The sequence below is a fragment of the Kribbella sp. NPDC031520 genome (assembly GCF_055580825.1).
Genome location: NZ_JBVIKS010000002.1, coordinates 760104 through 785317, shown reverse-complemented (window position 1 = coordinate 785317; position 25214 = coordinate 760104). Strand labels below are relative to the sequence as shown.

Sequence of the window (25214 nt, the reverse complement as noted above, 5' to 3'; positions counted from 1 at the left end):
TCAGGTGCGTCCTTCGGACTCCTGAGCTTCGAAGAGGGTCGGCTGGGTCTCGGGATCGAGGCCCCAGTCGGCCCTCATCACTGTGTAGCCGGCCTTCTCGGCGGCGGCGATCACCTTGACGTCGTCGTCGACGAGGACGGCGATCGGGCGTTGTTCGGCGAGGCGTTTGAGCCGTCCCAGTTTCATCAGCATGGACGGGCGGCGGTCGGTGTTGCCGCGCATGTAGACCTTGCCGTCGGGGAAGCCGTTGTCCTTCAGCCACTTCTCGGTGTCGCGGCGGAGCCGCTCGGGGCGGCCGGTCAGGTACACGATCACGTGGTCCGCGGCGAGCGTGGTCGCGACCGCGAGACCTTCCTCGAGCACCGCGTCGTCCTTCGCGTGCTCGAAGAACGCGTCCCAGTCCTTCGGCTTCTTCTCGACGAAGTGGATCCGCTTGCTGGTGTCAGACAGCGTCGCGTCGATATCGAGTACGGCGTACGGCCGGTCGTCATCCATGCGACACAGCTTCCCAGGTCGCCCGGTCGAGGGAATACAGCACCTCGCCGAACTCGGTCCCCGGCAACGGATCGTCGAACTGCACGTGGAACACCTTCTCGAACCGCAATCCGGCTCGCCGCATCACCGCCCGCGACCGATGGTTGACCGCCATCGTGTCCGCCTCCACCCGCTCCATCCCGAGCTCGGTGAACGCATGCGCGATCAGCCCCTTCGTTCCCTCGGTCGCATACCCGTTGCCCCAAGCGGACCGCAACAACCGGTACCCGACGTCGACCGCCGCCGGATCCGCCGTCGGCTGCATCCCGAACCACCCGACGAACGCCCCGGACGACTTCTCGAAGGCCGCGAACGTCCCGAGCTCCGGATGCTCGGCGTACACCTTCAAGATCCCGGGCAGTACGACGTCCTCGATCTCGGCCCGCGGCGTCGCCTGACCGGTCAGAAACCGCATCACCTCCGGGTCGGAGTCCAGCTCGACCAGCAACCCGGCATCGCTCGCGCTGAACCGCCGCAACCGCAACCGCTCGGTCTCCAGATACGCACCCACGCCCGACTCTCTCACCCGTCTTTGAGAACCCACCAGTCATTTCTGCGCCCGAGAGGTGGTCGGTGGCTTCTCAAAGACGGTGCAGGTGTCCGGAGTGTGGGCGGTGTGGGCGACCCTGTGTGTTGAGTGTGCGAAGTGTCGGTGGCTCGGGTTAGCGTTCTTCCCGCAATGGACTCGCTCACGTTTCTGCACAGCTCGGACTGGCAGCTCGGCATGATGCGCCGGTTCCTGGGGCCGGACGGCCAGGCCCGGTGGGGTCAGGCGCGGCTGGATGCTGTCGCGCGGATCGGCGAGGTCGCCGAGCGCACCGGCGCGGCGTTCGTGGTCGTCACCGGGGACGTGTTCGAGCACAACCAGGTCGAGCGGCAGACCATCCTGCGCGCTTGTGAAGCGCTGAAGCGGATCCCGGTCCCGGTCGTCCTGCTCCCGGGCAACCACGACGCGCTGGAACCGGGCTCGCTGTGGACGTCGAGCCAGTGGCTCGCGCACGCCCCGGACCACGTGACGGTCCTGACCGAAACGACTCCGTTTCAGATCCTGCCGGGCGTGGAGATCGTCGGCGCGCCGTGGCGTTCCCGCCGTCCACTGTCCGATCCGGCCGCACCGGCCTACGCCGAGCTGCAGCCGGACCCGGACGTCACCAGGATCCTCCTCGCCCACGGCCAGCTGACCAGCCTCTCCGGCGGCATGTCCGACGTACCGCCGATCGACCAGCAAGCCCTCGAGGGAGCGGTCGCGGACGGCCGGCTGCAGTACGTCGGCCTCGGCGACCGCCACTCGACCACCCGCGTCACCGACCGGATCTGGTTCTCCGGCACGCAGGAGGTCACTTCGCCGGAGGAGGCCGCGCCCGGCAATGTCCTCAAGGTCACGATCGGCGGCGGCGCCATCGAGGTCGAACCGGTCCGGGTCGGCGCCTGGCACATGGTCGACCACCGGGTCGAGCTGTTCGACGAGGAGTCGATCACGGCCCTGGAGGACTGGTTCGCGGAGCTCCCGGACAAGGAGCGGACGTACGTACGTCTCGCCGGCGACGGCTCGTTGTCGCTGCCGCTGCTGGCCAGGCTCGACTCGATCATCGACGCGCAGGGCGAGGTGTTCGCGAGCGTCGAGCGCTGGGTGAAGTTCTGGACCGTACGTCCCGCGCCGGACGCGGCGGACCTGGAGTCGCTGCAGCTGAGCGGTCCGGCCCGGGCCGCGATGGAGGAGTTGCGGCAGGCGCTGGCCGGTGGCGACGAGGGCGCCGGGGCCGCGCTCTCCCTGATGCATCGACTGGCGCGGGACGCGGGATGAGATTACACAGCTTGGCGCTGCGGGACTTCCGCGGCGTCAAGGACCGTACTGTCCGGTTCCGCGCGCTCGGTACGACCGTCGTGGTCGGCGACAACGAGGTCGGGAAGTCCAGCCTGGTCGAGGCCTTCGGGCTGATCTTCGACCTGCCCGACGATTCGAAGTCGACCCGGATCAAGGACATCCAGCCGGTCGGCCAGGACGTCGGCCCGGAGGTGACGGCCGAGCTGAGCCTCGGCGGCCGCGAGCTGACGTACTCGAAGCGCTGGCTGAAGAACCGTTCGACCGAGCTGACGATCGTGGAACCGGACGGTCGCCGGCAGTCCTGGACCGGGCGCGAGGCGCACAACGAGGCCGAGCGGTTGTTCCACGAGAACGTCGATCCCGTGCTCTGGCAGACGTTGATGGTCAGCCAGGGCCAGTCGTTGGTACTGCCAACGCCAGCGGACGCGGAGCCGTTGATCACCGCGGTGACGGCCGAGTCCGGTACGCCGGTCGACGGCGCGTCGATGCCGTTGGTGACCGCGGTCGAGCACGAGTACCTGCGGTACTGGACGCCGCGCGGCAAGCCGACCGGTGACTTCGCACGATCCGGCAAGGCCGTCGCGACGGCGGAGCTCGCGTTCAAGCAGGCGTTGCAAGCGATGGAGGAGGTACAGTCCGACATCCGTCGCGCCGAGCGGCTGAACCTCGATCTCGACGACGTGTCGAACCGCCTCGCCGAGCACCTCACCGGCGTCGAGGCGCTGCGCGAACGCAAACAGGCGACCGACGAGATCCTGCTGCGCCGCGACTCGATCAGGTCGCGCGCCGAGACTGCTCGCGCACGCTTGGAGAACCACACCCGCACCCGGCTGGAGCGCGAACGCCTGCTCGACGAGGTCGAGCGGTTCACGAAGTTCGAGTCCGAGCTGGCCGCGCGGCGGGCGGACGCGGAGCTGGTCGCGAAGACCGCCGCCGAGACCGTCCAGGCGGCGGGGGCCGCGCTCGCGGAGGTCGTCGAGCTCAAGGACCAGCGGCGTACCGAGGTACAGGCTGCCGAGCGTCGGGTGTCCGATCTGATGGACCGGGCCGAACTGGACCGGTTGATCGGGCAGCAGACCGAGCTGGTCGATGTCCGGGCGCGGATCGCCGCCGCGGGGACGATCCTCGATCGGATCAAGGTCGACGACGCGATCGTGGCTGCGCTGGAGGACGCCCGTGCCGCGGTGGTCGAGGCCCGCGCGGCGCTGGCGGCCGGCGTACCCGAGGTGACGGTACGGCGGCTCGGCCCCGAGCCGGTCGAGCTGTCCGGGACGGGCCTCGAAGGGGACGTACCGGCGGAGCTCGGATTCGACGACACGGCCGCGCTTCTTGTCTCGGGCGAGCTCGTGGTCGGCGTGCCGGGTCAGGTCGAGGTGACCGTCCGCGCGGGTGGTGAGGCGGCGACGCTGCGGTCGCGGGTCGACGACGCCGTACGGCGGGAGAAGGACCTGCTGAAGAAGGCCGGCGTGAAGGACGTCGCCGCGGCGCGGGAGCTGCTGCGGAAGGCGGACACCGCGCTCGCCGAGCTGAACGAGGCCCGCCGGACCGAGAAGTCGCTGACGGCGGGTGGCGACCCGGGGGAGCGGATCGCCGTACTGACCGCGCGGCTCGGGCCGGCCGAGGAGGCCGAGGACTCCGGCGGCAAGGACGTCGGCGTGCCCGGGCAGATGTCGTTGTTCGAGGAGTTCGCGTCGCCGCACGACACGCTCTTCGAGGTGGACGAGCCGGAGCCGGACGACCTGTCCGGTGCGCAGCGGGCGCTGGAGGTCGCGCGCGACGGGCTGGCCGAGGCGGAGCGGTTGCTCGCGGACGCGGAGTTCGCCCGGGCACAGGCAGGCAAGGCGGCCGACGAAGACCGGTCCGAGGCGCAGAACGCGCGGGCCCGTTCGGAGCTCGCGGGCGAACGGCTGGCGGCCGCTGTCGAGTCGCTGGAGGCCGCGCGGGCGGTGCTCGACGACGAGGCGGTCGCTGCCGCGGAGTCCGAGGCGACTGCTGAGGTCGAGGCAGTGCTCGAGGAGCTGACCGCAGTACAGGCGCAGGCTGCCGAGGCCGGGGCGGACGAGGTCGCGGGCGAGCTGAGCCACGCGCTCGCGGTCGCGAAGCGGCTCCAGGACGAGCGCGACCGGCTGCGCGACGCGTTGCGTACGACGGAAGGCCGCCTGGAGCAGTCCGGGCGCGACGGGCTCGCGACCCGGCGCGATGTCGCCGAGCTGGAGCTGGCCGCCGTACGTACGGAACACGACAGCCTGCTGCGCCGGGCCGAGGCCGCGCGGCGGGTCCACGAGACGCTGAGCCGGCACCGGGCCGAAGCGCAGACGAAGTACTCCGAGCCCCTGCAGAGCCGGATCGAGGCGCTCGGGCGGAGCGTCTACGGGCCGTCGTTCCAGGTCTGGCTGGACGACGACCTGGCGGTGGCGGAACGCGAACTGGACGGCGTACGGCTGCCGGTCGAGGCGCTGTCGACCGGTGCCCAGGAACAGCTGGCGATCATCACCCGGCTGGCGATCAGCCATCTGGTCAGCACCGGCGAGGGCAGCGTTCCGGTGATCTTCGACGACGCCCTCGGCTGGTCCGACAAGGCCCGCCTGCGCGACATGGGCGCCCTGCTCGGCCGGGCCGGCGACCACGGCCAGGTCATCGTCCTGACCTGCATGCCCGACCGCTACGAGTATGTGCCGAAGGCCACCTTCATCACGCTGGACGGATGATCCGCTCCGGGGCCGAGTAGACGACGCAGCGGTCTCCCCGGGCGAAGCCGGCCAGCGTGATGTCGAACTGGCGGGCCAGATCGACGGCGAGGCTGGAGGGGGCGCCGACGGCGACGATCATGCCGAGGCCGGCGGCGACTGCCTTCTGGACGATCTCGTAGCCGGCGCGGCCGCTGACCGCGAGGATCAGGCCTTTGCGGCTCTGCTGGTTGAGGACGGTCCAGCCGACGACCTTGTCGACGGCGTTGTGCCGGCCGATGTCCTCCTTCACCACGACCTTGCGGCCGTCGGTGGTGAAGAGTCCGGCGGCGTGCAGGCCGCCGGTACGGCTGAACATCGGCTGCGCTTCGCGGAGCAGGTCGGGCAGGCGGCGTACGACATCCACCGGGGCTTCGACGGGGTCGACCGGGTCGTACTGGCGTTCCGCGAGTTCGTCGAGGCTCTGCTGGCCGCAGACGCCGCACGCGGCAGAGGTCACGCCGTACCGCTGGGGTGGTTCGCGGTCCGGGGGACCGTCGAAGCTGACGGTGACGGTGTTGAACTGCTGCTCGCGGGTGAGGGTGACGTCGGTGCAGTAGGCGACCGTGCGGATCGCGTCCGGGCGCACGGCGAAGCCTTCGCCGAGGCAGAAGCCGGCAGCGAGCTCGAAGTCGGACCCGGGCGTACGCATCGTGACGACCAGCGGCTCGGGTGGCCGGCCGGGCCATTCGAGCCGCAGCTCCAGTGGTTCCTCGGTGCTGACGATGTCCTCCCGCCGGGAGGTGTGGTCACCGTCGAGCACTTCGACCTTGAACCTGCTGGTGGGCGCCTTCGTCATACCTCCACGGTAGGCCACTTCCGCCGTACGGCGAGCCAGTCGAGGAACGTCCACGCATGCAGCCGCTGGTGGTTGCGGAGGGCCGGCGTACAACCGGGTGGCGGCGGGGCGTCGGCGTTCTTCATCATGTACGCGGCGATGACGGCGACGAAGCAGTCGAGGTAGTCGCCGGGTACGTCGGCGGTCAGCGGGCTGCGGGTGATCGCCGTGAAGGTGTCGATGCCTTGGTACTGCGCTACCGGCAGCAGGCCGACCCAGTCGACCCAGGCAGGTCCGAGCGTCAGCCAGTTCCAGTCGATCGTCCAGCAGGTGCCGGCGTCGTCGATCAGCAGGTTGTCCGGCCTCAGGTCCGAGTGCGCCGCCGTATCCCCGGCCAACGCCTCCGGTGCCAGCTCCACCAGTTCAACCAACTCCGGCAGGATTCGAGACACCCACGGCTGCAACCCACGCGGCAACTCTCGCTCACCCGCAAGAATCTCCGCCGGGACGCCCACGTCGTTTCCCACCAGATCCCCGAACCTGCTCAACCCCACCAACGGGCTCGGCCGCATCACCTCAGCCGTCCGCTCACAAGCCGCAGTCACCCGCCCGAAGTCCTCAACCGTCCACGGATTCCCGGGCATCCGCCCCGCCACCCACTCAGCCACCACAGCAAACCACCCCCCACCACAGGCTGGGGTGGTGTGGGCGGTGGTGATGATGGCGGGTGCTTGGACGGAGGTTGGGAGTTGGGGGACGACCTCTGCCTCGCGGCGGTAGGCGTCGTAGGCGTGTTGGCCTTCCTTGGCTGCCTTGATGAAGACTCGGCGGCCGTCCGCCAGCTCCGCGCGGGCTGCGAAGCCGCCGGTGAAGCCGGAGGTGACCGGGTTCGAGACGTGGGTGATGTGGGTGCCGAGGGCAACGGTCAGGGATTCGTGCAGAGCCGGCGGGAGCGAGGTCCAGTCGGGGCGGCGCGACGTGTTGGTGTAGTCGACGTCCGGAGCGCGGCTCATGTCCACGAACGATAGAAGGGCCGGGCCATGAGCGCCTGTGGTTTAGCGTTCGGCTCATGGTGTTGCATGTGCTCGACCTGGTCGGGATCTTCGTGTTCGGGATCACCGGCGCGCTGGTCGGGGTACGGAAGAAGCTGGACGTGTTCGGTATCGAGGTGCTCGCGCTCGTGACCGGGCTCGGCGGCGGGTTCATCCGCGACGTACTGATCGGCCAGACACCTCCGGCCGCGCTCCGCGACTGGCGGTACCTGGTCGTCCCGATCGTGGCGGGGCTCCTCACCTTCTTCCTCCACCCCGGCATCGGCCGCGTCGAGCGCCTGGTGAACATCTTCGACGCCGCCGGCCTCGCCCTGTTCTGTGTGACCGGCACCCTGAAGGCGATCGACTTCGGCCTGTCCCCGATCTCGGCCGCGATGCTCGGCGTGCTGTCCGGCATCGGCGGGGGAGTGCTCCGGGACGTGCTCAGCGGCCGCGTCCCCGTCGTACTGCGCTCCGAGATCTACGCCATCCCGGCACTGATCGGCGCCGGCATCGTGGTCGTCGCCGCGTGGCTCGAGTACCACGCCCTATGGGTCCCGATCGCCGCCGCGCTGACCTGCTTCACGATCCGCCTGATCGCGATCCGCCGCGGCTGGAACGCCCCGCTACCCCGTAATCCGTAACGGCGGCGCCCACTCGTTGATCGTGGCAAGTAGTTCTTGGTAGCGATACCAGGCTGGGCCGGCCTCGGTTTCGCGGAGCTCTTGCAGGCGCGCCCGGTACTCGGGGTCGGTTCGGAGCGGGTTGTCGCCGGCCAGGGCCCGGTAGCCGGCTGCCATGCGGCGTACCGACGTACGGAACTCGTCCGAGGTGAGAAGTGTGGTGAGTTCCCGCCAGGCCTCCAACTGGGTGGCGGTGGGGTTGTCAGGGAGTTCGGGGGTGAGGTTCTGGCGGATTGCGTGGGTGGTGTCGCCGACGGTGCTGTCCAGGAAGTCGGCGATCAGGGCGCGGCGTTCCTGCTCGGTCTGGTCGGTCATGAGGTACAGGTCCTCCAGGTCGGAGTGATGGGCGAGGACCGTGAGCAGCGCGTGCTGGCGTTGCAGCGTACGGAGCTGGATCGCGACGGCGTCGGCGTGTGTGGCCGCCACCTCGGCGAGGGTGCGCTCGTCCCGCAGCACGGCGCTGATCGTCGGCAGGTCCAGGTCGAGCGCACGCAGCGTCCGGATCAGGCGCAGCCGGGCGACGGCACTCTCGTCGTACCGCCGGTGGCCGGCCGTGGTCCGATACGACGCGAGCAGGCCGAGCTCGGAGTAGTGCCGCACGGTCTTCACCGAGACACCCCCGAGCCGCGCCAGCGCACCAATCGAATGGTCCATGCCCACACCCAAACACCTCCCCTAACAGGAGATGCAAGCCTAGTTGTGGGCGAACCGTTCTTTAGGCCGGGCGAAGGTGATCGAGGCGGCCGCGACGATCGCGCAGGCGATCCCGACCCCGAACGGGACCCAGTACGCGTTCGACGGCCCCCACACGTCGACCGCGTGCCCGGCGGCCGCGTTCCCGGGCGCGACGCCGAGCAGGATGCCGGTGACGGTCCACGTGATCGCCTCGGTCAGCCGCTCCGGCGGCACCCATTCCTCGACGCAGGCCGTGACCGCGACCATCGTCGGCGCGATCGTCATACCGCAGCAGAACAACACGACGGCCAACAGCGGGATGCTGTTGACCCAGGGGAGTGGCGCCAGCGTGATAGCGAGAGCGATGGTCCCGAGCAGCAGCCGCCGCTCAACCGGAGCGCGCCAGTGCACAGAGCCGTACCAAAGCCCGGCCAGCAGGCTCCCGAACGCCCAGATCGCCAGTACGACGCCCGCCAGGCCCGCGCGCCCCTTCGACGTCGTGAACGCGACCGTGATGACCTCAGCGCCACCAAGCGTCGCACCAAGACCCAGACCGATCAGGCTCAGCAGCATGATCGACAGCCAGGGCAGCGGCGCTTGCTCGGCACCGTCGGACTTGCCACGCCCAGGCGGATCGGAGGCACGCAACAGCGCGAGCCAGACGCCGCCGGCCAGTCCTAGTACGCCGGCCGCGGACAGGGCGGCGTACGGGCTGACCTGGGTCGCCAGAGTGGTGACCACGACCGGGCCGACGATGAAGACGACCTCGTCGCCGACCGCTTCGAGCGCGAAGGCCGTCTGCAGCGCGCGCCCGCGACCGAGCAGATGCGTCCATCGCGCCCGGACGAACGAGCCGACCTGCGGACGGGTGCCGCCGGCAACGAACGACAGGACGTACAGCACCCAGGTAGCCGCATCGGCACGGACGGCGACGACCAGCCCCGCGAGGCCGACCGTACAGGCGACCGAACCGATCAGGATCAGCCCGCGCTGACCGAACCGGTCGACGAGCCGCCCCTGGATCGGCCCGGTCAGCGCACCGGCGATCACGGCCACGCCGGACACCGCGCCGGCCAGACCGTACGAACCACTCTCCTGGGCGATCAGGATGACGATCCCGAGGCCGATCATCGAGATCGGCATCCGGCCGAGGATGCCGGCGGCGAAGAACGCACCGGCGCCGGGGCGGCGGACGAGATGGAAGTAAGGCTTGAGCATGAGAGACCGGGAGCAGCTTAGGTCATCGGCGTCTGAGAAGCTTGGATTATGTCGCCAGCTGCAGCCCCGATCGACACTGCTCCGTACGACGCCGTCCTGCTGCTCTCCTTCGGTGGACCCGAGAAGCCCGAGGACGTGCTCCCCTTCCTGCAGAACGTGACCCGCGGCCGCGGGATCCCGGACGAGCGGCTGAAGGAGGTCGGCGAGCACTACTACGCGTTCGGCGGCAAGAGCCCGATCAACGACCAGAACCGGGCGCTGCTCGCGGCGTTGCGGGAGTCGTTCGACGAGATCGGGCTGGACCTGCCGATCTACTGGGGCAACCGCAACTGGGCGCCGTACCTGACCGACACGATGCGCGAGATGGCTGCCGACGGGGTGCGCCGGGCCGTGGTGATCGTCACGTCCGCGTACCCGTCGTACTCGGGCTGCCGGCAGTACCGGGAGAACCTGGAGGATGCCGCGCGCGAGGTCCCGGACGCGCCGCGGATCGACAAGCTCAGGCACTACGCGAACCACCCCGGCTTCGTCTCCTCGTTCGTCGAGTCGACCGCCGAGGCGCTGAGCAAACTCCCGGAGGGGTCGGCGATCGCGTACGTGACGCACTCGATCCCCACCACGATGAACGCCACCAGCTGCCCGGACGGGAACGGGTACCTCGACTGGCACAACGACGTCGCCGCGGAGATCACCGCGGAGTTGGAGCGCCGCACCGGCCGGCAGCGCCGTACGGACCTGGTCTACTGCTCGCGGTCCGGGCCGCCGCAGGTGCCGTGGCTGGAGCCCGACGTGAACGACCACCTCGAGGCGCTCGCCGCCGACGGGCAGCCGGGCGTGGCCGTCGTACCGATCGGCTTCGTCAGCGACCACATGGAGGTCATCTACGACCTCGACACCGAGGCGGCGAAGACCGCCGACAAGCTCGGGCTGCCGATGGCGCGGGCCGCGACCCCGGGGACCGACCCGAAGTTCGTCACGATGCTGCGCGACCTGGTGGTCGAACGGGCCGCCGCCGAGCGCGGCGAGCAGCCGGACCGCCCGTGCGCCGGCAAGCTCGGCCCGGCCTGGGACGACTGCCGCCACGACTGCTGCCCACCTCTCCGCCGACCGACATCCCAGAAGGAAACCGCGTGAGAGAGCGAAGCGAACGAACCATCCAACACAGCGTCTCTCGTGCCTCATCGGCGCCCGGAACGAAGTGAGGACGTCGATGAGTTTCCCGGACGAGTTGCTGAAGCTTGCGGTCGACGTGGCGGAGGAGGCCGCGCACCTGATCGTGGAGCGCCGCCGCGGCACGATCACCGTCGCCGACACCAAGAGCACGATCACCGACGTGGTGACCGCGGTCGACCGCGAGTCCGAGGAGCTGATCCGCGCCCGGGTGCTGAAGGCCCGGCCGGACGACTCGTTCCTCGGCGAGGAGGGCGACGACGTGGTCGGTACCAGCGGGGTGCGCTGGGTGGTCGACCCGATCGACGGCACGGTCAACTACCTGTACGACATCCCGACGTACGCCGTCTCGATCGCCGTCGAGGTGGACGGCCGGACGGTCGCCGGGGTGGTCGTGGACGCGCCGAAGGGTGAGGTGTTCACCGCGACGCTGGGCGGCGGCGCGTTCGCCGACGGCAAGCCGATCCGGGTGTCGGGTGAGACCGAGCTCGCCAAGGCGCTGGTCGGTACGGGCTTCGGGTACGACCCGGCCCGCCGGCAGGTGCAGGCCGAGGTGATCCAGCACCTGATCACGAAGGTCCGCGACATCCGCCGGATCGGGGTCGGCGCGATCGACCTGTGCTACGTGGCCTGCGGCCGGCTGGACGCGGTGTTCGAGCGCGGGCTGAACCCGTGGGACTACGGAGCCGGCGCGCTGATCGCGGCCGAGGCCGGGGCGCGGGTCGGCGGGCTGCACGGCGCACCGGTGTCACCGGAGATGTCGATCGCGGCGACCCCGGCCCTCTTCGACCCCTTCCACGACTTGCTGGCAGCGACCGACCCGCTACGCGCCTAGGCAAGGGCCCAGAGTCCTCTGAGTGTTCGTTTCTGCGCAGTACCGAGCACTAACGAGCATTCTGGTGTTCGGTCCTGACATTTGTGGCGACACGCGGGTCACACCATGGACCCAGTCGTGCATTGCGGGCCTTTATAGGGCACAATCCCGTCCTCGGGAACGGTGATTGCCGATCCCGGCCTGGCTGTCAAGGGTTTCGGGGGACGAAGATTCAGCGCGGTGCGCCGACGCGGAATTTCTCGGCCGCTCCACCCGTTCAGGGCTCAGCAGGCAACACCACGGGTACGAAGAGGGCAGGGAAACACCATGGCGACTGATTACGACGCCCCGCGCAAGACGGACGAGGACGCTTCCGAAGAGTCGATCGAGGAGCTGAAGACACGCCGTCACGACAAGAACTCCGGCAAGGTCGACGAGGACGAGGCCGAGGCCGCGGAGAGCTTCGAGCTGCCCGGCGCTGACCTGAGCCACGAGGAGCTGGCGGTCCGGGTCCTTCCCCGGCAGGCCGACGAGTTCACCTGTTCGAGCTGCTTCCTGGTTCACCACCGTAGCCAGCTCGCCGAGACGAAGAACGGACAGCTCATCTGCCGCGACTGCGCAGCCTGACCGGTAGGGCCCTTCTTCGGTACAACGCACAGCGGGACCGTCCCACCGAAAGGTGGGGAGGTCCCGCTGTTGTGCGTCTCGCCAGGTCTCAGTCCGGCTTCTTGACCAGGCCCGTGTCGGTGCCCTTGATCAGGCGGGCCGTGGCGTCCTGGACGTAGCCGGGCGGCGCGTGGCCCGTGGACTTCAGGTAGTACGCGGCGGCGCGGCGCTCCGCGAACAGCTTCGCGGCGGCGGCGGCCGCGGCACTCGCGGCGGCCCAGCTCATGACCTCCAGGTACTCGCCCTGGCCGTCCTTCGGCGGCTTGCCGCCCGAACCCAGCTTCCAGGCCGTGCTGACCGCCTTGCTCGCGGCCAGGCCGACCACGATCGTGAACGCGGCCTGTACCAGCTTCCAGCCGATCTTCGCTCCGACCACTGCAAACCCTCCTCAGAAGACGACTGCCGACAGTCAGGATCTTCCCACGCTGTGCCCGCTCAGGGCGGCAGCCAACCGGTCCGGATGCCGCGTGGCGATCAGCCAGTACGGCGCCGGGTCGCCCGGGTCGGTGATCTGGACCCGGACCGCGCCGGGCAGGTAGCTGCGCAGCACCAGGTACGCCTTCGGGTCGCAGTCCCGGCCGAACGCGTTCCGCGCGGCGTCACCCGTCAGCGCCTCGACGTCGCCCAGGTACGTACGGTCGATCTCGGCCCGCCCGGCCCGGAGGTGTTGCTCGTCGACCTCGACGCGCGCCCCGCCGTACCGCAGGAACAACGCCAGCAGCAGGACCGCGGCGAGCCCGCCGACGACCGCGCCGGCGATCGTGCCGACCGGCACCGCCACGATGACGAACAGGGTGATCACGGCGGCGGCGGCGATGATCCACCATGACACCGGCACCCGCAGACTCTCGCGATACGTACTTTGTTCCAGGACCACAGGACCAGCCTGGCATGTGGTCCACGCGGGCCGCTCGATAGGGTCGCCTCTTGTGACCGAGGTACTCATCCAGCGACTCGACCCCGACCTCCCGCTGCCGTCCTACGCGCACCCCGGCGACGCCGGCGCGGACCTGGTGGCGGCCGCCGACCTGACCCTGAAACCGGGGGAGCGCGGCCTGGTCGGCACCGGCATCGCGATCGCTCTCCAGGACGGGTATGCCGCGTTCGTGCACCCACGCTCCGGGCTGGCCGCGAAGCACGGCGTCTCGATCGTCAACGCCCCTGGGACCGTCGACGCCGGGTACCGCGGGGAGATCAAGATCAACCTGATCAACCTCGACCCCGCGACCGAGGTGACGGTACGGCGTGGCGACCGGATCGCGCAGCTCGTCGTCCAGCAGGTGGAGAAGGCCCGGTTCGTCGAGGTGACCACGCTGCCGGGTTCCGCGCGCGGCGATCAGGGGCACGGGTCGACCGGCGGTTTCGGAGATGTGACACGCTGAGCAGGTGCACCCGTTGACCTGTCGGATGCGCGAGACTACGGCGCGGTGTCAGCGCCCGTACCAATATCAAGGAAGTAGGCAACAGCAGTGATCTTCCGCCGTAAGGGCAAGAACGACGAGCCCGAGACGAGCGAGACCGTCGAGGAGACCACGCCGGACGCCCGCGCCGAAGGCCCGTTCGACTCGACCGAGGTCGAGGCCGCCGACCTGGAGGCCGACGACCGGATCGACCTGGGCGCGTTGCGGGTCGCCGGGATGCCCGGCATGGAGCTGGGGCTGCAGGTCGACGAGCAGAGCGGCGTGGTTCAGGCGGTGCTGCTGATGCGGGACGACTCCGCGCTGGAGCTGCGCGCGTTCGCGGCGCCGAAGACCGCCGGCATCTGGGACGAGGTCCGGGAGGAGATCGTCGGCGAGGCCGCCAAGATGGGCGGTACGGCGACCGAGACCGAAGGCCCGTTCGGTACCGAGCTGCTGCTGGTCGTGCCGGTCGAGGACCCCGAAGGTCAGGTCTTCAGCCAGACGTCCCGCGTGATCGGCGTGGACGGCCCGCGCTGGCTGCTCCGCGCCACCGTGCTGGGCCGCGCCGCGGTCGAGCCGGACGCCGCCGAGCCGATGATCGACACGCTCCGCAACGTGATCGTCGTCCGGGGGAACGAGCCGATGGCGGTCCGCGAGTCGCTGCCGCTGCGGCTGCCCGAGGGCGCCCAGCCGAACGACGCCGAGCAGGCCTGACCGGACTACACTCGAGACCATGGGCAGCAACAAACCCGAGGGGCTGTGGAAGCGTGCCTTCCGCGGTCTGGCCGGGGACCGCGATCAGCAGGACGCGGAGGTCCTCCAGGACTTCGCGCAGGACTGTGGCGCGCGTTCCATCACCGGCTGCCACGACCGCGAACTCGTCACGTTGTACGGCACGCTGCGCACCATCACGTTCAGCCCGCGCGGCGGCGTACCGGCACTGGAGGGTGAGTTGTACGACGGAACCGGCACGGTCAAGCTGATCTGGCTCGGCCGCCGCAAGATCGGCGGCATCCACGCCGGCTCGGAGCTGATCGCCTCCGGCCGGATCGGTGTCGTCGACGGCGACCGGGTGATGTTCAACCCGCGTTACGAGCTCCGGCCCCAAGAAGCCCATGGCTGAGCCCGCACCCGCGCCCGCCGCGTCGAAGGGCATCGGCAGCTGGGTCGGCATGATGGTCGACGTCGGTCTGCCGTGGATCGCGTTCACCTTGGTGTACGGGTTCAGCGACCACAACCTCAAGCTCGCGTTGATCGTCGCGATCTCGGCCGCCGCTGTCGTGGCGCTGTACCGGCTGATCCGGCGCAAGCCGATCGCCAGCGTGATCGCCGGGTTCATCGGCGTCCTGATCTCCGCCTGGACCGCGCACCACACCGGCCAGGCCCAGGACGCCTTCCTGCCCGGCATCCTGCTGAACGCCGGCTACGGCGTGCTGTATTTCGTGACGATCGTGACCCGGTACCCGCTGTTCGGCCTGCTGTACGGCGTGATCACCCAGACGTGGCTCGCCTGGCGCAACGACCCGGTCCTGTTCCGCGGCCTGAACCGCGTCACGATCGTGTTCGCCAGCCAGGTCGCGATCCGCCTGGTGATCATGGTGCCGCTGTACCTCGCGCACAACGTCAACGCTCTCGGCATCGCGAAGATCGGGCTCGGTCTCCCGTTCTACGCCGTCACCCTGTGGGCCGCGTACGCCGTACTCCGCGCGTCGATGCCGGCGGACAAGTGGGACGAGGTCAAGGACAACTTCGCCCACCTCCTCCGCGGCACCAAGCCCGAGAACAAGCCCGAAGAACGCGCTGGATCCTCTACTGACTCTTGACGATCTCGTCGAGAGTCGGCCAGGGCGCACCGGCCCGGAGCAGCCGGATGAGTTCGTCGCCGAAGTACTTCCCGTTCGGGAACTGGTCGCCGAGGTCCCAGCGCCAGGCGGCGACCAACGCGAGTACGAGTTGGCGGCAGTCGTCGAGCAGTCCGTGGTCGATGCCCGGGTAGTGTTCGCAGACCTCCGCGGGAACGTGTGCCAGATCGAACTCGACCGGCCCCCGGCAACACGTCTCCCAGTCGATGAACCGCGGGCCGCTCGTCGTACTGAGCAGGTTCCCCGGATGCGGCTCACCGTGCAGCACCTGCTCCGTGGTCAGCTTGCCCTCGATCGCCTCTCGCAGATCCTTCAGCCGTCCGTTGAGGAACACCCGGTCGTCGTCGCCGAGCTCCGGCGAACGCTCTTCGTTCGCAACGATCTCCTCGGCCTCCGTGACCCGATCCGTGAACCGCGGCACGGCCACGTCAACCTCACGCATCCCGGCGTGCAGCCGCTCGAGCGCCTTCGCATAGTCGGCTGCCGCCACCGGAGCTGCCGCAGGCTCGTAGTAGGTCCACAGCGTCACCGCAAACCCGTCACGTACGTACACCCGAGGCTCGGCCCGAGGCTCCAGCGCCGCTATCGGAGCGCCGACGGTTGCAAGCCGCTGGGCGATCTCGACCTCGAGCTCAGCAACCTCCTGCCCCAACGGAGCAACCCGAGCCATCACGTCACAGGCCGTCAACCGCAACGCCAACTTGTTCGAGTTGTGAAGAACAACCACATCCCCGACGTCCAACCCGGCCGAGGCAGCAACCCACTCCGCAGCCCCGACCGCCCGCGCAACCTCCAACGTCTCCACAATCCCGGGACCCTACCCGCGACCGCCCCCACAAACCTCCGAATAAATCAGTCGGTGCGCTGGTGGTGCGGGGAGAGCATTGCCTCCAGCTGTTCCTCGGTTTCGTCGGCGGCGACGAAGAGGAGTTCGTCGTTGAGTTCGAGGGTGCCTTCCGGGTCGGGGCGGAGGACCCGGCCCTCGCGGAGGATGACGACCAGGGCGGTGTCGAGGGGCCAGTCGACGTCGCCGACGCGTTGGCCGATCATCGGGGAGTCCTCGGGGAGGGTGAGTTCGACCAGGTTGGCGTCGCCCTGGCGGAACGTGAAGAGGCGTACCAGGTCGCCGACCGAGACGGCTTCCTCGACGAGGGCGGACATGATCCGCGGGGTGGACACCGACACGTCCACGCCCCAGGCCTCGTTGAACATCCACTCGTTGCGCGGGTGGTTGACCCGGGCAACGGTACGGGGCACGCCGAACTCGGTCTTGGCGAGCAGCGAGACGACCAGGTTGACCTTGTCGTCGCCGGTGCTGGCGATCGCGACCTGGCAGCGCTGCAGGGCTGCCTCCTCGAGCGAGGACAGCTCGCACGCGTCGGCGAGCAGCCACTCGGCGCGTGGTACGGACTCGGCCTTGATCGCGCGTGGATCCTTGTCGATCAGCAGTACCTCGTGGCCGTTCTCGAGCAGTTCGCCGGCGATCGATCGTCCGACGTTCCCGGCTCCGGCGATGGCAACCCGCATCACAGCTCCCTCAGGCCTCTTCAGGTTTGGTGCCGAGCTGGGACTCGATCGTGGCGGCGTCCCGCTCCAGCATCACAACGTGCACCAGGTCACCTTCTTGGATGACGGTGTCGGCCTTCGGCAGCAGGCCCTCGCCGAGCCGGGTCAGGAACGCGACCCGCGCGCCGGTCGCCTTCTCGATGTCGAACGCGGGCCGGCCGATCCAGTCCGCGTGGACGTGCACCTCGGCGAGCCGGACGGTGCCGGACGGGTCCCGCCACTCGGGCTCGGAGCCTTCCGGGAGCAGCCGGCGCATCATCTGGTCGACGGTCCAGCGGACGGTACCGACGGTGGGGATGCCGAGCCGCTGGTACACCTCGGCGCGGCCCGGGTCGTAGATCCGGGCGACCACGTTGGAGATGCCGAACGTCTCGCGCGCCACCCGGGCGGCCAGGATGTTCGAGTTGTCGCCGTTCGAGACCGCGGCGAACGCCTCGGCGTCCTCGATCCCGGCCTCGATCAGCACCTCCCGATCGAAGCCCATGCCGACGATCGTCCGGCCGGTGTACGACGGGCTCAGCCGGCGGAACGCGTCCGCGGACTGGTCGATGATGGCGACCGTGTGTCCGCGTTTCTCCAGACCGCGAGCGAGCATCGACCCGACGCGGCCGCAGCCCATGATGACAACGTGCACCTGGTGATCACTCCTTGCCCCGGACAGGGGCCACTGGCTCGGTTCGGCAGGGATAGACGCTACACCGACCTGGCGGGACCTCTAACATCACCGTTGTGACTCCCGCTCTAGGCGATATCGGCAAACGGCTGCTGCTCGGTCGCAAACTGCGCAGCACCCAGTTGGGTGAGACCCTGCTGCCCAAGCGCATCGCCCTCCCGGTGTTCGCGAGCGACGCGCTGTCGTCGGTCGCGTACGCCCCCGACGAGATCTTCCTGACCCTGTCGATCGCAGGCCTCGCCGCGCTGACGATCTCCTGGAAGATCTCGCTCGTCGTCGCGGTCGTCCTGGTCATCGTCGTACTGTCCTACCGGCAGAACGTGCACGCCTACCCGTCGGGCGGCGGTGACTACGAGGTCGCCACGGTCAACCTCGGTCCGACCGCCGGCCTGACCGTCGCGAGTGCGCTGCTGGTCGACTACGTCCTGACTGTCGCGGTATCGATCTCGTCGGCGGCGCAGTACGCCGCATCGGCGATCCCGGCGCTCGACGGGCACCAGGCCGAGGCGGCCGTGATCGCGGTGCTGTTCCTCACCACGATGAACCTGCGAGGGGTCCGCGAGTCGGGCGCCGCGTTCGCGATCCCGACGTACATCTTCATGTTCACGATCCTCGGGATGGCTGCCTGGGGCTTCGGGCGGCTGTTGTTCGGCCACCTGCCGGACGCGTCGAGCGCCGGCCTCGACATCGCGGCCGAGCACCAGTTCGCCCATGGCGCGAGCGGGCTGGCGATGTCCTTCCTGATCCTGCGGGCGTTCTCCTCGGGCTGTGCCGCGCTGACCGGTGTCGAGGCGATCAGCAACGGCGTACCGGCGTTCAAGAAGCCGAAGAGCCGGAACGCCGCGACCACCCTGGCGCTGCTCGGCTCCATCTCGATCACGATGGTGATCAGCGTGGTGGTGCTGGCGAACGTGATGAAGGTGCGGTTCGCCGAGGACCCGGCCACGCAGCTGCTTCGGGACGGGGTGCCGGTCGGCGACGGGTACAGCCAGGATCCGGTGATCGGCCAGCTCGCGAAGGGGATCTTCGACCACTTCTCGCCCGGCTTCTACCTGGTCGCGGCGGCGACCGGCGTCATCCTCGTACTGGCTGCGAACACCGCCTTCAACGGCTTCCCCGTACTCGGCTCGATCCTGGCCCGCGACGGCTATCTGCCGCGCCAGCTGCACACCCGCGGCGACCGGCTCGCGTACAGCAACGGGATCATCATCCTGGCCGGCTTCGCGATCGTCCTGATCGTCTCGTTCAACGCCGAGGTGACCCGGCTGATCCAGCTGTACATCGTCGGGGTGTTCGTCTCGTTCACCACCAGCCAGACGGGCATGGTCCGGCACTGGACCCGGCTGCTGCGGGACGAGCAGGATCCGGGCAAGCGGGCGCAGATGATGCGGTCCCGCGTGATCAACGCGATCGGCCTGACGTGTACCGGGATCGTGCTGATCGTCGTACTGCTGACCAAGTTCCTGCTCGGTGCGTACATCGCGATCATCGCGATGGCGGTGCTGTTCGTGCTGATGAAGGGCATCCGCCGGCACTACGACACGGTCGGTAGGCAGATGGCCGTCGAGGGTGACGAGACGTTGGCGCTGCCCTCACGGGTGCACTCGATCGTGCTCGTGTCCAAGCTGCACAAGCCGACGCTCCGCGCGCTCGCCTTCGCGAAGGCGGCCCGGCCCTCCACGCTCGAGGCGATCACGGTCGACGTCGACCGGGACGAAGCCGACGCGCTCCAGGCCGACTGGGACCGCCACTCCATCCCGGTACCGCTCAAGCGGCTGGCGTCGCCGTACCGTGAGATCACCCGGCCGATCCTGCAGTACGTCCGCGACATCCGGCGGCAGTCGCCGCGCGATGTGGTGATGGTTTACATCCCGGAGTACGTCGTGGGGCACTGGTGGGAGCACCTGCTGCACAACCAGAGCGCACTGCGGCTGAAGGGGCGCCTCTTGTTCACACCTGGTGTGATGGTTACGTCCGTTCCTTACCAGCTGCTCTCGTCGCAGGGGGCCGAGGAGCGGCAGGACCGGGTGGAACGGGTGGCCGGCCAGGTACGGCGCGGTGCCCGCAAGTCGTCAGGAGATCGGTGACAGACGAGAACAACAGTCTGGTCGGGACGGTAGTCGAGCTGGAGGTAGGTCCAGTCGCGCACGGGGGACACTGCGTCGCTAGGCACGAGGGGCAGGTGGTGTTCGTCCGGCACGCGCTGCCGGGCGAGCTGGTGCACGCCCGGATCACGGAGCAGACCGCGAAGTACCTGCGGGCCGACGCGGTGTCCGTACTGGCACCGTCGCCGCAGCGGGTCGACCCGCCGTGCCCGTACGCGGGTCCAGGTCTGTGTGGCGGGTGTGACTTCCAGCACGCGAACATCGTCGAGCAGCGGCGGCTGAAGGCGACCGTCGTGTCGGACACGCTGCGGCGGATCGGCGGTATCGAGCGGACCGTGGTGATGGAGTCGCCCGGCGACGACGGGCTCGGCTGGCGGACGCGGATGCGGTACGCCGTCGTCGACGGACGGCCCGGGATGTACGCGCACCGCTCGCACGACCTGATCCCGATCGACCGGTGCCTGATCGCGCATCCGGGGACTCCTGACGTACTGGATACGCGGTGGCCGGGGGTGTCCTCCGTGCAGGCCGTGGTGTCGTCGGAGGGGAAGACCGCCGTACAGACGGATCAGGACCCGGGAGAGCGGCTGGTCGAGGTAGTCCGGGACCGGCGGTTCCTGGTGGAGGCCGGAGGCTTCTGGCAGGTCCACCCGGCGGCGCCTGAGACGCTGGTGGACGCCGTATTGAGCGGGCTGGAGCCTGCTCCGGGTGAGACCGCGCTTGATCTCTACTCGGGCGTGGGGCTGTTCGCTGCGTTTCTGGCCGAGGCCGGTTGTGCGGTGCTCGCGATCGAGGGCGACAAGGACGCAGTCCGGAACGCCCGGCGCAACCTGCACGACCTCGACGGCGTGACACTCGAGAACGGCGACGTCGACCGGGTGCTCAACCAGGCGGCCGGCCAGGGGCTGGAGCACGTGGACCTCGTCGTCCTCGACCCGCCACGGACCGGGGCCGGCAAGGACGTCGTACGGCGGATCGCGGCGCTTGGGCCGCGCCGTATCGCGTACGTCGCCTGCGACCCGGCGGCGCTGGCGCGGGACCTGAAGACGTTCGGGCGGCTCGGGTACGGGATCGCGTCGCTGCGGGCGTTCGACCTGTTCGGGATGACCCACCACATCGAGTGCGTCGCCGTACTTGAGCCTGTGGACAGTGAAGTGGTCAGCGGGGGAGGCCTCGGGTAGCGTCTGGACACGGATTCCAACTGCGCTGGAGACCTGATGCCGCTCGTTGACCTGGACGACCCGGAGGAGTTGCGCGCCCGCTGGACCGCACTCGCCGCGGTCGCCCATGCCACGGGCTTCGACCGCCGGTGGTACGCCGACGCCGACGGGTACCACCACCAGGACGAGACCGCCTCCGTACTGCGGATGACCCGGCTCCCGGACGGGCGGGCCGTGCTGTGGGGATTCCACACGCAGCACAGCCAGACCGCCGGTGAGGACCTGCTCGCCGGGTCGCCGGACTGGATCGGGCAGCCGGAGGTGCGGCAGCGGCAGGCGGCCGGTGAGCTCGGGTTCGTGTACGGCGCGTTCAACGCGACCTGGGCGCGGGCCTCCTACCCGGGGGATCCGTGGCAGCCGGTCGACGACGGGTTCGCGCCGATCGGGGAGTGGATCACCTCCGACGAGGCCGCCGCCGACGAGATGATCGAGTGGGTCGCGGAGTGGGCCGACTACCTCGGTGGGCTGGACGAGCTCCGTCCGTACGGCGTGGAGCTGATCCGGGCCGCATCCGCTCCTGGACTGTCGCCGGAGGCGCTCGGGGCGTTCTTCGCGCACTTCAAGATCGACCCGCGGTCGCCGCTGCAGCCCGACCTGCTGGCTGGTTCGGCCGCGGCGGAGGATTTCACCCGAAACTTTGCAGAACCGGCAAGTTTCGCCGAAGACCCTGACACAGCCGAGGTCTCGGTCGTTGAACCTCCCGTGACCGGAGAGAACCCGCCGCCGGAGGACGAGGAATCCGTCGTAGTCCCGCCAGGCATCAGCCCCTTCACCGGCCAGCCCATCGACAGCCCCGGGTATGCCGAGCCCGCGCCGTACGAGGAGGCTGGTTCGGGCGACGAGATCCTCGGGTTCCCGGCGGACCGGTCCGACGACTACGGGGTCACCCCGAAGCGGCAGGGCTGGCTCCGGCGTCGCAAGCACGACCAGGCGCCCGAGCCCGAGCCGATCGCTCCACCGCGCCATGATCCGGCCGCTCCCGGCACGTACATCCCGGACGACACCCCCAGTTCGGGCCTCCCGATGCGGCCGGCCCAGCCGTACCCGGAGACGGCTCCGCAGCACCCGGGTGCTGCCCCCGACGCCGACGGCGCGTCGCCTCAGCACCCGAGCGCGTACAGCCAGACGCCCGCGCCTGGAGACTCCGCGGGTCGTCAACCTGCGCCTGGCTCGGCCTTCTCGAGCCCGCTGCCGGCGTACGACCACACCCTGCCGTCCTCGGAACCGCCACGCGTAGGCGGCGGCGTGTACGAAGGCGACGACTTCTACAACAGCCTCTTCGCCGACGCTCCGGCCGCCGCGACGCCCGCCCCCGACCAGGACTGGGAAACCACCGAACAACCCTCCTGGCCCGACCAGGAACCCACCAGCGAGTACACCCCCTTCGCCGACGACACCAACCCACCGGCCGCCGAGTGGACCGGCCCGCGCTGGATCAACGGCGAATGGGTAGAAGGCCGAGCCTCCGCTGCAGCTACCGAGGCCCCGGCGGGCTCACCGGCCGCCGCCGATCCGGAGGTACGCGCAGTTTCACCGTTCGCCCCCGATCCCAGGGCACGCGACGCCTCACCCTTCGCGCCGTCCGCGCCCGCACAACCTGGGCCCGACCCAGCCGCGCCTGCGCTCGACCAGGCGGCCGGCGGTGCGTCTCACGAGCAGTCTGCCTCGGACGCAGCGTCGTCGGTCCCGGCCGGCTCGCCGTTCGCAGGCACGGTGCATGACACCGAGGCACCCGCCTACTCACCGTTCGTACGCACGGCGGACGACGACGAGGTACCTGCCAACTCGCCGTTCGCGCCGGCGGCGCCCGCTCAGCCCGACGACGAGGCGCCGCAGGGCTCGCCGGCCGGCTCCGTCCTCGACCTCGAGGACGACGATGCACCGACAGCCGAAATCGCCGCGGTCCTCGACCCCGAACCCGCGGCCGACCCGGAAGAAGACCTGGCCTCCTTCACCGGCCCGTCCCCCTTCGCACCCGTAACCCCCACCGAACCACCGACCGCTCAGACAACACCCCCCGCCCCGACGAGCTACGCACAAGCCAACCCCCCAGCCCACCCCCACGCCGAGCCAACAGCACCCGCGTCCGCCGAGCCAACAGCCCCCGCATACGCCGAGCCAACGGGCCGCGCGTACGACGACCCGACCCCGCGCGGGGCGGACGAGCCGACGGCACGCCGGTACGCCGAGCCGACCGGTCACGGGTTCGCCGAGCCGATGGCGCGCGCGTATGAAGAGCCGACCAGGAGCAGGGCCGACGAGCCGACGCGACGTGGGTTCGGCGGACCGACCGGTGGCGCGTACGACGAACCGACGGCACGCGGGCTGGACGAGCCGACCGGACACGGGTTCGACGAATCGACCGTGCGTGGGTCCGACGAGCGGACCGGACAGGGGTACGCCGAGCCGACGGCACGCGGGTTGGACCAGTCGGCCGGGCGCGGGTTCGACGAGTCGACCGTGCGTGGGTCCGACGAGCGGGCCGGGCAGGGGTACGCCGAGCCGACGGCACGCGGGTTGGACCAGTCGGCCGGGCGCGGGTTGGACGAGCCGACCAGGCCTCGGTATGACGACGTCGGTGAGCCTGCGGGCTCCGGCCGTGGGACAGCCGGGCCCGTCGATCAGATGCCCGAACCCGGCGACCAGTTCGGCGACCACCTGCGCGAGCGTGACCGCCAGCTGCGCGAGCGTGACGGGCAGCAGGGCGTTTCGAGTTCGCCCGGAGTCGCGTCGGGAGACGCGGACGCGGATGACCAGACTGCCGAGATCCCGGTTGTACCCACCCTGTCGGAAGAGGGTCCGGCGCCCGGCGTAGAGCGAGCTCCGATGGTGGGCTACCCGTCGGGTGTGTCCGGCGCGGAGGCAGCAGCCGGCGGGACCGGAGTGGAGCAGGCGGTCGGGGCTGTGGGGCCGGACGACGATGAGGATGAGGTCTTCCGGGCGCCTGGGGAGGTTCGGGGGCGTGGGTATGACGTTGAAGCTCAGGTAGAGCCTTATCCCCAGCCGCAACCGTGGCCGCAGCCTCGACCCGAGCCGTGGCCGCAGCCCGAGCCACGTCCGGCGCCCTGGCCGGAACCTGCGCCGCCAGTTCCTGGTCCAGGCCCGACGCCTGGTCCAGAACCCATCCCAGGCCCACCCCCCGGCCCCACTCCTGAACCAACCCCCGGCCCCGAACCAACCCCCGGCCCCGAACCAACCCCCGGCCCAGAACCAACGCCCGGCCCGGCGCCCACGCCCGGCCCGGCGCCCACCCCCGGTCCGGTGCCCACGCCTGGTCCAGACCCGGAGCCGTCACCAGTTCCTCGGCCGGAGCCCGAGCCGGTGCCGCGTCCGGAGCCCGAGCCCCTGCCTGAGCCGTTCCCGGAGCCAGGCCCCGAGCCAGTACCCCAGCCCGAGCCGGACCCGGCCCCACAACCCGAGCCCGAGCCGCTTCCGAGGCCTGAGCCCGAACCGGATCCGCAGCCTGGACCGGAGCTCATGCCGCGTCCCGAGCCGGTGCCCCAGTCCGACCCGGTTGCCGATGCGCCCGGATGGTTGGGCTCGAGTGGGTTGGTGGGGGACGAAGAGGACGAGACGCCGACCGGGTTCGTTCCTGTTGTCGACGACGACGCGATCGGGGAGGTCGAGGCTGTCGGGTTCGATGATGAGCCGGGGCAGGCGAGGCGTGCGGATAACGTAGGGCCGTCGTACGGCGGATCCCGGAACGGCGTACCGGCTGCGGCTGCTGCGATGGTTGTGCCGGGGCTGGGTGGCCTGGTTGGTGCAGATGGGCCTAGGGTCGTGCCGGAGGCTGGGTCGCTCGAGGAGGCGATGCGGGCCGAGGTCGAGCGGCCGCGGCCCCGGCCGAAGGTGTCGGCGGCGGAGCAGGAGTTGCGGGCCTGGTGCCGGGCGCGGACGGCGATCGTGCCGTCGGGGTTCACGATCCAGGTGCAGGTGCTGGATCCGAAGGCGCCGTCGTACCGGTTCGATCTGGAACCGCCGGAGGTGGACGACCCGGAGTTCGCCGCGGACCGGCTCAGCGAGCTGCTCGGGGACCTATGGCTGGCGGAGGCGAACAGCGAGCAGGGCGGTTGGTTGTTCGCGCGGATCGACGCGGCCGGGCGGACGCTGCGGATCGACCGGTGGTACGACCAGATTCCGGACTGGTGGGACAACTCGGTCGAGGACCGCTTGGACGTCGACGGGCTGGTACGCCGGCTGTACAACCGCGGCCCGCAGTGGCAACCGTCGTACCTGGAAAAGTTGTACACCAGCGCGAGATAGCGTGG

At 69.9% G+C, this 25214-nt stretch carries 24 protein-coding genes; 13 read left to right on the top strand and 11 right to left on the bottom strand.

Features of this window, described 5'->3' with window-relative positions; all coding sequences use genetic code 11:
• Positions 1-495 (bottom strand): phosphatase domain-containing protein, encoded by a 495-nt coding sequence (locus ACZ5BU_RS12470; RefSeq protein ID WP_465698186.1) that lies wholly within the window; start codon positions 493-495, stop codon positions 1-3.
• Entirely contained in the window at positions 488-1045 is a 558-nt protein-coding gene (locus ACZ5BU_RS12465) for a GNAT family N-acetyltransferase (protein WP_465698184.1), read from the bottom strand. Before ACZ5BU_RS12465 ends, ACZ5BU_RS12470 begins: the two co-directional genes overlap by 8 nt.
• Before the next feature lie 168 nt (positions 1046-1213).
• Between ACZ5BU_RS12465 and ACZ5BU_RS12460 the strand changes: the two genes are divergently transcribed.
• A complete protein-coding gene (locus ACZ5BU_RS12460) occupies positions 1214-2338 on the top strand; it encodes a metallophosphoesterase family protein (protein ID WP_465698182.1) in 1125 nt (374 codons plus the stop codon).
• Positions 2335-5067, top strand: a complete 2733-nt coding sequence (locus ACZ5BU_RS12455) for an AAA family ATPase (RefSeq protein ID WP_465698180.1) — start codon at positions 2335-2337, stop codon at positions 5065-5067. Before ACZ5BU_RS12460 ends, ACZ5BU_RS12455 begins: the two co-directional genes overlap by 4 nt.
• On the opposite strand, the gene fdhD is transcribed toward ACZ5BU_RS12455, so the two are convergent.
• Together fdhD and ACZ5BU_RS12445 are read right to left on the bottom strand one after the other, a co-directional pair.
• Positions 5051-5884: a formate dehydrogenase accessory sulfurtransferase FdhD gene (gene fdhD, locus ACZ5BU_RS12450; RefSeq protein WP_465698178.1), complete on the bottom strand. Its 834-nt coding sequence runs from the start codon at positions 5882-5884 to the stop codon at positions 5051-5053. The two genes, ACZ5BU_RS12455 and fdhD, sit on opposite strands and share 17 nt — an antisense overlap.
• A complete protein-coding gene (locus tag ACZ5BU_RS12445) occupies positions 5881-6876 on the bottom strand; it encodes a phosphotransferase family protein (protein ID WP_465698176.1) in 996 nt (331 codons plus the stop codon). Before ACZ5BU_RS12445 ends, fdhD begins: the two co-directional genes overlap by 4 nt.
• 56 nt (positions 6877-6932) lie before the next feature.
• Here ACZ5BU_RS12445 and ACZ5BU_RS12440 point away from each other — a divergent pair, with 56 nt between their 5' ends.
• Positions 6933-7538: a trimeric intracellular cation channel family protein gene (locus tag ACZ5BU_RS12440; RefSeq protein WP_465698174.1), complete on the top strand. Its 606-nt coding sequence runs from the start codon at positions 6933-6935 to the stop codon at positions 7536-7538.
• On the opposite strand, the gene ACZ5BU_RS12435 is transcribed toward ACZ5BU_RS12440, so the two are convergent.
• Positions 7521-8231: a MerR family transcriptional regulator gene (locus tag ACZ5BU_RS12435; protein ID WP_465698172.1), complete on the bottom strand. Its 711-nt coding sequence runs from the start codon at positions 8229-8231 to the stop codon at positions 7521-7523. The genes ACZ5BU_RS12440 and ACZ5BU_RS12435 overlap by 18 nt on opposite strands.
• A 39-nt stretch (positions 8232-8270) precedes the next feature.
• Positions 8271-9470, bottom strand: a complete 1200-nt coding sequence (locus tag ACZ5BU_RS12430) for an MFS transporter (RefSeq protein WP_465698170.1) — start codon at positions 9468-9470, stop codon at positions 8271-8273.
• Between the two features lie 48 nt (positions 9471-9518).
• Between ACZ5BU_RS12430 and ACZ5BU_RS12425 the strand changes: the two genes are divergently transcribed.
• From ACZ5BU_RS12425 to ACZ5BU_RS12415, 3 genes are all read left to right on the top strand, one after another.
• A complete protein-coding gene (locus tag ACZ5BU_RS12425) occupies positions 9519-10604 on the top strand; it encodes a ferrochelatase (protein ID WP_465698168.1) in 1086 nt (361 codons plus the stop codon).
• A gap of 76 nt (positions 10605-10680) precedes the next feature.
• A complete protein-coding gene (locus ACZ5BU_RS12420; RefSeq protein ID WP_465698166.1) occupies positions 10681-11475 on the top strand; it encodes an inositol monophosphatase family protein in 795 nt (264 codons plus the stop codon).
• A 306-nt stretch (positions 11476-11781) separates the two neighbouring features.
• Positions 11782-12081, top strand: coding sequence for a DUF4193 domain-containing protein (locus ACZ5BU_RS12415; protein ID WP_130379292.1), 300 nt, complete (start codon positions 11782-11784; stop codon positions 12079-12081).
• 88 nt (positions 12082-12169) lie between these two features.
• Here the strand turns inward: ACZ5BU_RS12415 and ACZ5BU_RS12410 are convergent, their stop codons facing one another.
• Both ACZ5BU_RS12410 and ACZ5BU_RS12405 read right to left on the bottom strand, forming a co-directional pair.
• Positions 12170-12496: a DUF4235 domain-containing protein gene (locus tag ACZ5BU_RS12410; protein ID WP_465698164.1), complete on the bottom strand. Its 327-nt coding sequence runs from the start codon at positions 12494-12496 to the stop codon at positions 12170-12172.
• 33 nt (positions 12497-12529) lie between these two features.
• On the bottom strand, positions 12530-12997 hold the full coding sequence (locus tag ACZ5BU_RS12405) for a DUF3093 domain-containing protein (RefSeq protein WP_465698162.1): 468 nt from the start codon (positions 12995-12997) through the stop codon (positions 12530-12532).
• 52 nt (positions 12998-13049) lie between these two features.
• On the opposite strand from ACZ5BU_RS12405, the gene dut reads away from it, so the two are divergent.
• The 4 genes from dut (at position 13050) to ACZ5BU_RS12385 (ending at position 15343) form a co-directional block, all read left to right on the top strand.
• Positions 13050-13502, top strand: coding sequence for a dUTP diphosphatase (gene dut / locus ACZ5BU_RS12400; protein ID WP_465698160.1), 453 nt, complete (start codon positions 13050-13052; stop codon positions 13500-13502).
• Between the two features lie 87 nt (positions 13503-13589).
• The gene (locus ACZ5BU_RS12395) at positions 13590-14234 is read left to right on the top strand and encodes a DUF3710 domain-containing protein (protein WP_465698158.1); all 645 of its coding nucleotides are present in this window, start codon (positions 13590-13592) and stop codon (positions 14232-14234) included.
• Positions 14235-14253: 19 nt separating this feature from the next.
• Positions 14254-14643 (top strand): OB-fold nucleic acid binding domain-containing protein, encoded by a 390-nt coding sequence (locus ACZ5BU_RS12390; RefSeq protein WP_325035842.1) that lies wholly within the window; start codon positions 14254-14256, stop codon positions 14641-14643.
• The gene (locus tag ACZ5BU_RS12385; RefSeq protein ID WP_465698155.1) at positions 14636-15343 is read left to right on the top strand and encodes a DUF3159 domain-containing protein; all 708 of its coding nucleotides are present in this window, start codon (positions 14636-14638) and stop codon (positions 15341-15343) included. The genes ACZ5BU_RS12390 and ACZ5BU_RS12385 overlap by 8 nt, the downstream gene beginning before the upstream one ends.
• Here the strand turns inward: ACZ5BU_RS12385 and ACZ5BU_RS12380 are convergent.
• Genes ACZ5BU_RS12380 through ACZ5BU_RS12370 form a run of 3 tightly spaced genes read right to left on the bottom strand, consistent with a single transcriptional unit; the run spans position 15330 to position 17582 of the window.
• Entirely contained in the window at positions 15330-16187 is an 858-nt protein-coding gene (locus ACZ5BU_RS12380) for a phosphotransferase (RefSeq protein WP_465698153.1), read from the bottom strand. The two genes, ACZ5BU_RS12385 and ACZ5BU_RS12380, sit on opposite strands and share 14 nt — an antisense overlap.
• A gap of 47 nt (positions 16188-16234) precedes the next feature.
• On the bottom strand, positions 16235-16909 hold the full coding sequence (locus ACZ5BU_RS12375; RefSeq protein ID WP_465698151.1) for a potassium channel family protein: 675 nt from the start codon (positions 16907-16909) through the stop codon (positions 16235-16237).
• Between the two features lie 10 nt (positions 16910-16919).
• Positions 16920-17582, bottom strand: a complete 663-nt coding sequence (locus ACZ5BU_RS12370; RefSeq protein WP_465698149.1) for a potassium channel family protein — start codon at positions 17580-17582, stop codon at positions 16920-16922.
• Positions 17583-17677: 95 nt separating this feature from the next.
• Between ACZ5BU_RS12370 and ACZ5BU_RS12365 the strand changes: the two genes are divergently transcribed.
• The 3 genes from ACZ5BU_RS12365 to ACZ5BU_RS12355 are packed head-to-tail and all read left to right on the top strand — an operon-like array spanning position 17678 to position 25209.
• A complete protein-coding gene (locus ACZ5BU_RS12365; RefSeq protein WP_465698147.1) occupies positions 17678-19708 on the top strand; it encodes an APC family permease in 2031 nt (676 codons plus the stop codon).
• Positions 19705-20907, top strand: a complete 1203-nt coding sequence (locus tag ACZ5BU_RS12360; protein WP_465698145.1) for a class I SAM-dependent RNA methyltransferase — start codon at positions 19705-19707, stop codon at positions 20905-20907. The genes ACZ5BU_RS12365 and ACZ5BU_RS12360 overlap by 4 nt, the downstream gene beginning before the upstream one ends.
• 36 nt (positions 20908-20943) lie before the next feature.
• Positions 20944-25209: a hypothetical protein gene (locus ACZ5BU_RS12355; protein ID WP_465698143.1), complete on the top strand. Its 4266-nt coding sequence runs from the start codon at positions 20944-20946 to the stop codon at positions 25207-25209.
• Positions 25210-25214: the final 5 nt, after the last annotated feature.

Bases quoted from the DNA above. Each gene is read 5' to 3' on its own strand.
- ACZ5BU_RS12470 (WP_465698186.1), bottom strand. From the start codon at position 495: ATGGATGACGACCGGCCGTACGCCGTACTCGATATCGACGCGACGCTG.
- ACZ5BU_RS12460 (WP_465698182.1), top strand. From the start codon at position 1,214: ATGGACTCGCTCACGTTTCTGCACAGCTCGGACTGGCAGCTCGGCATG.
- ACZ5BU_RS12455 (WP_465698180.1), top strand. From the start codon at position 2,335: ATGAGATTACACAGCTTGGCGCTGCGGGACTTCCGCGGCGTCAAGGAC.
- fdhD (WP_465698178.1), bottom strand. From the start codon at position 5,884: ATGACGAAGGCGCCCACCAGCAGGTTCAAGGTCGAAGTGCTCGACGGT.
- ACZ5BU_RS12445 (WP_465698176.1), bottom strand. From the start codon at position 6,876: ATGAGCCGCGCTCCGGACGTCGACTACACCAACACGTCGCGCCGCCCC.
- ACZ5BU_RS12440 (WP_465698174.1), top strand. From the start codon at position 6,933: ATGGTGTTGCATGTGCTCGACCTGGTCGGGATCTTCGTGTTCGGGATC.
- ACZ5BU_RS12435 (WP_465698172.1), bottom strand. From the start codon at position 8,231: ATGGACCATTCGATTGGTGCGCTGGCGCGGCTCGGGGGTGTCTCGGTG.
- ACZ5BU_RS12430 (WP_465698170.1), bottom strand. From the start codon at position 9,470: ATGCTCAAGCCTTACTTCCATCTCGTCCGCCGCCCCGGCGCCGGTGCG.
- ACZ5BU_RS12425 (WP_465698168.1), top strand. From the start codon at position 9,519: ATGTCGCCAGCTGCAGCCCCGATCGACACTGCTCCGTACGACGCCGTC.
- ACZ5BU_RS12420 (WP_465698166.1), top strand. From the start codon at position 10,681: ATGAGTTTCCCGGACGAGTTGCTGAAGCTTGCGGTCGACGTGGCGGAG.
- ACZ5BU_RS12415 (WP_130379292.1), top strand. From the start codon at position 11,782: ATGGCGACTGATTACGACGCCCCGCGCAAGACGGACGAGGACGCTTCC.
- ACZ5BU_RS12390 (WP_325035842.1), top strand. From the start codon at position 14,254: ATGGGCAGCAACAAACCCGAGGGGCTGTGGAAGCGTGCCTTCCGCGGT.
- ACZ5BU_RS12385 (WP_465698155.1), top strand. From the start codon at position 14,636: ATGGCTGAGCCCGCACCCGCGCCCGCCGCGTCGAAGGGCATCGGCAGC.
- ACZ5BU_RS12375 (WP_465698151.1), bottom strand. From the start codon at position 16,909: ATGCGGGTTGCCATCGCCGGAGCCGGGAACGTCGGACGATCGATCGCC.
- ACZ5BU_RS12355 (WP_465698143.1), top strand. From the start codon at position 20,944: ATGCCGCTCGTTGACCTGGACGACCCGGAGGAGTTGCGCGCCCGCTGG.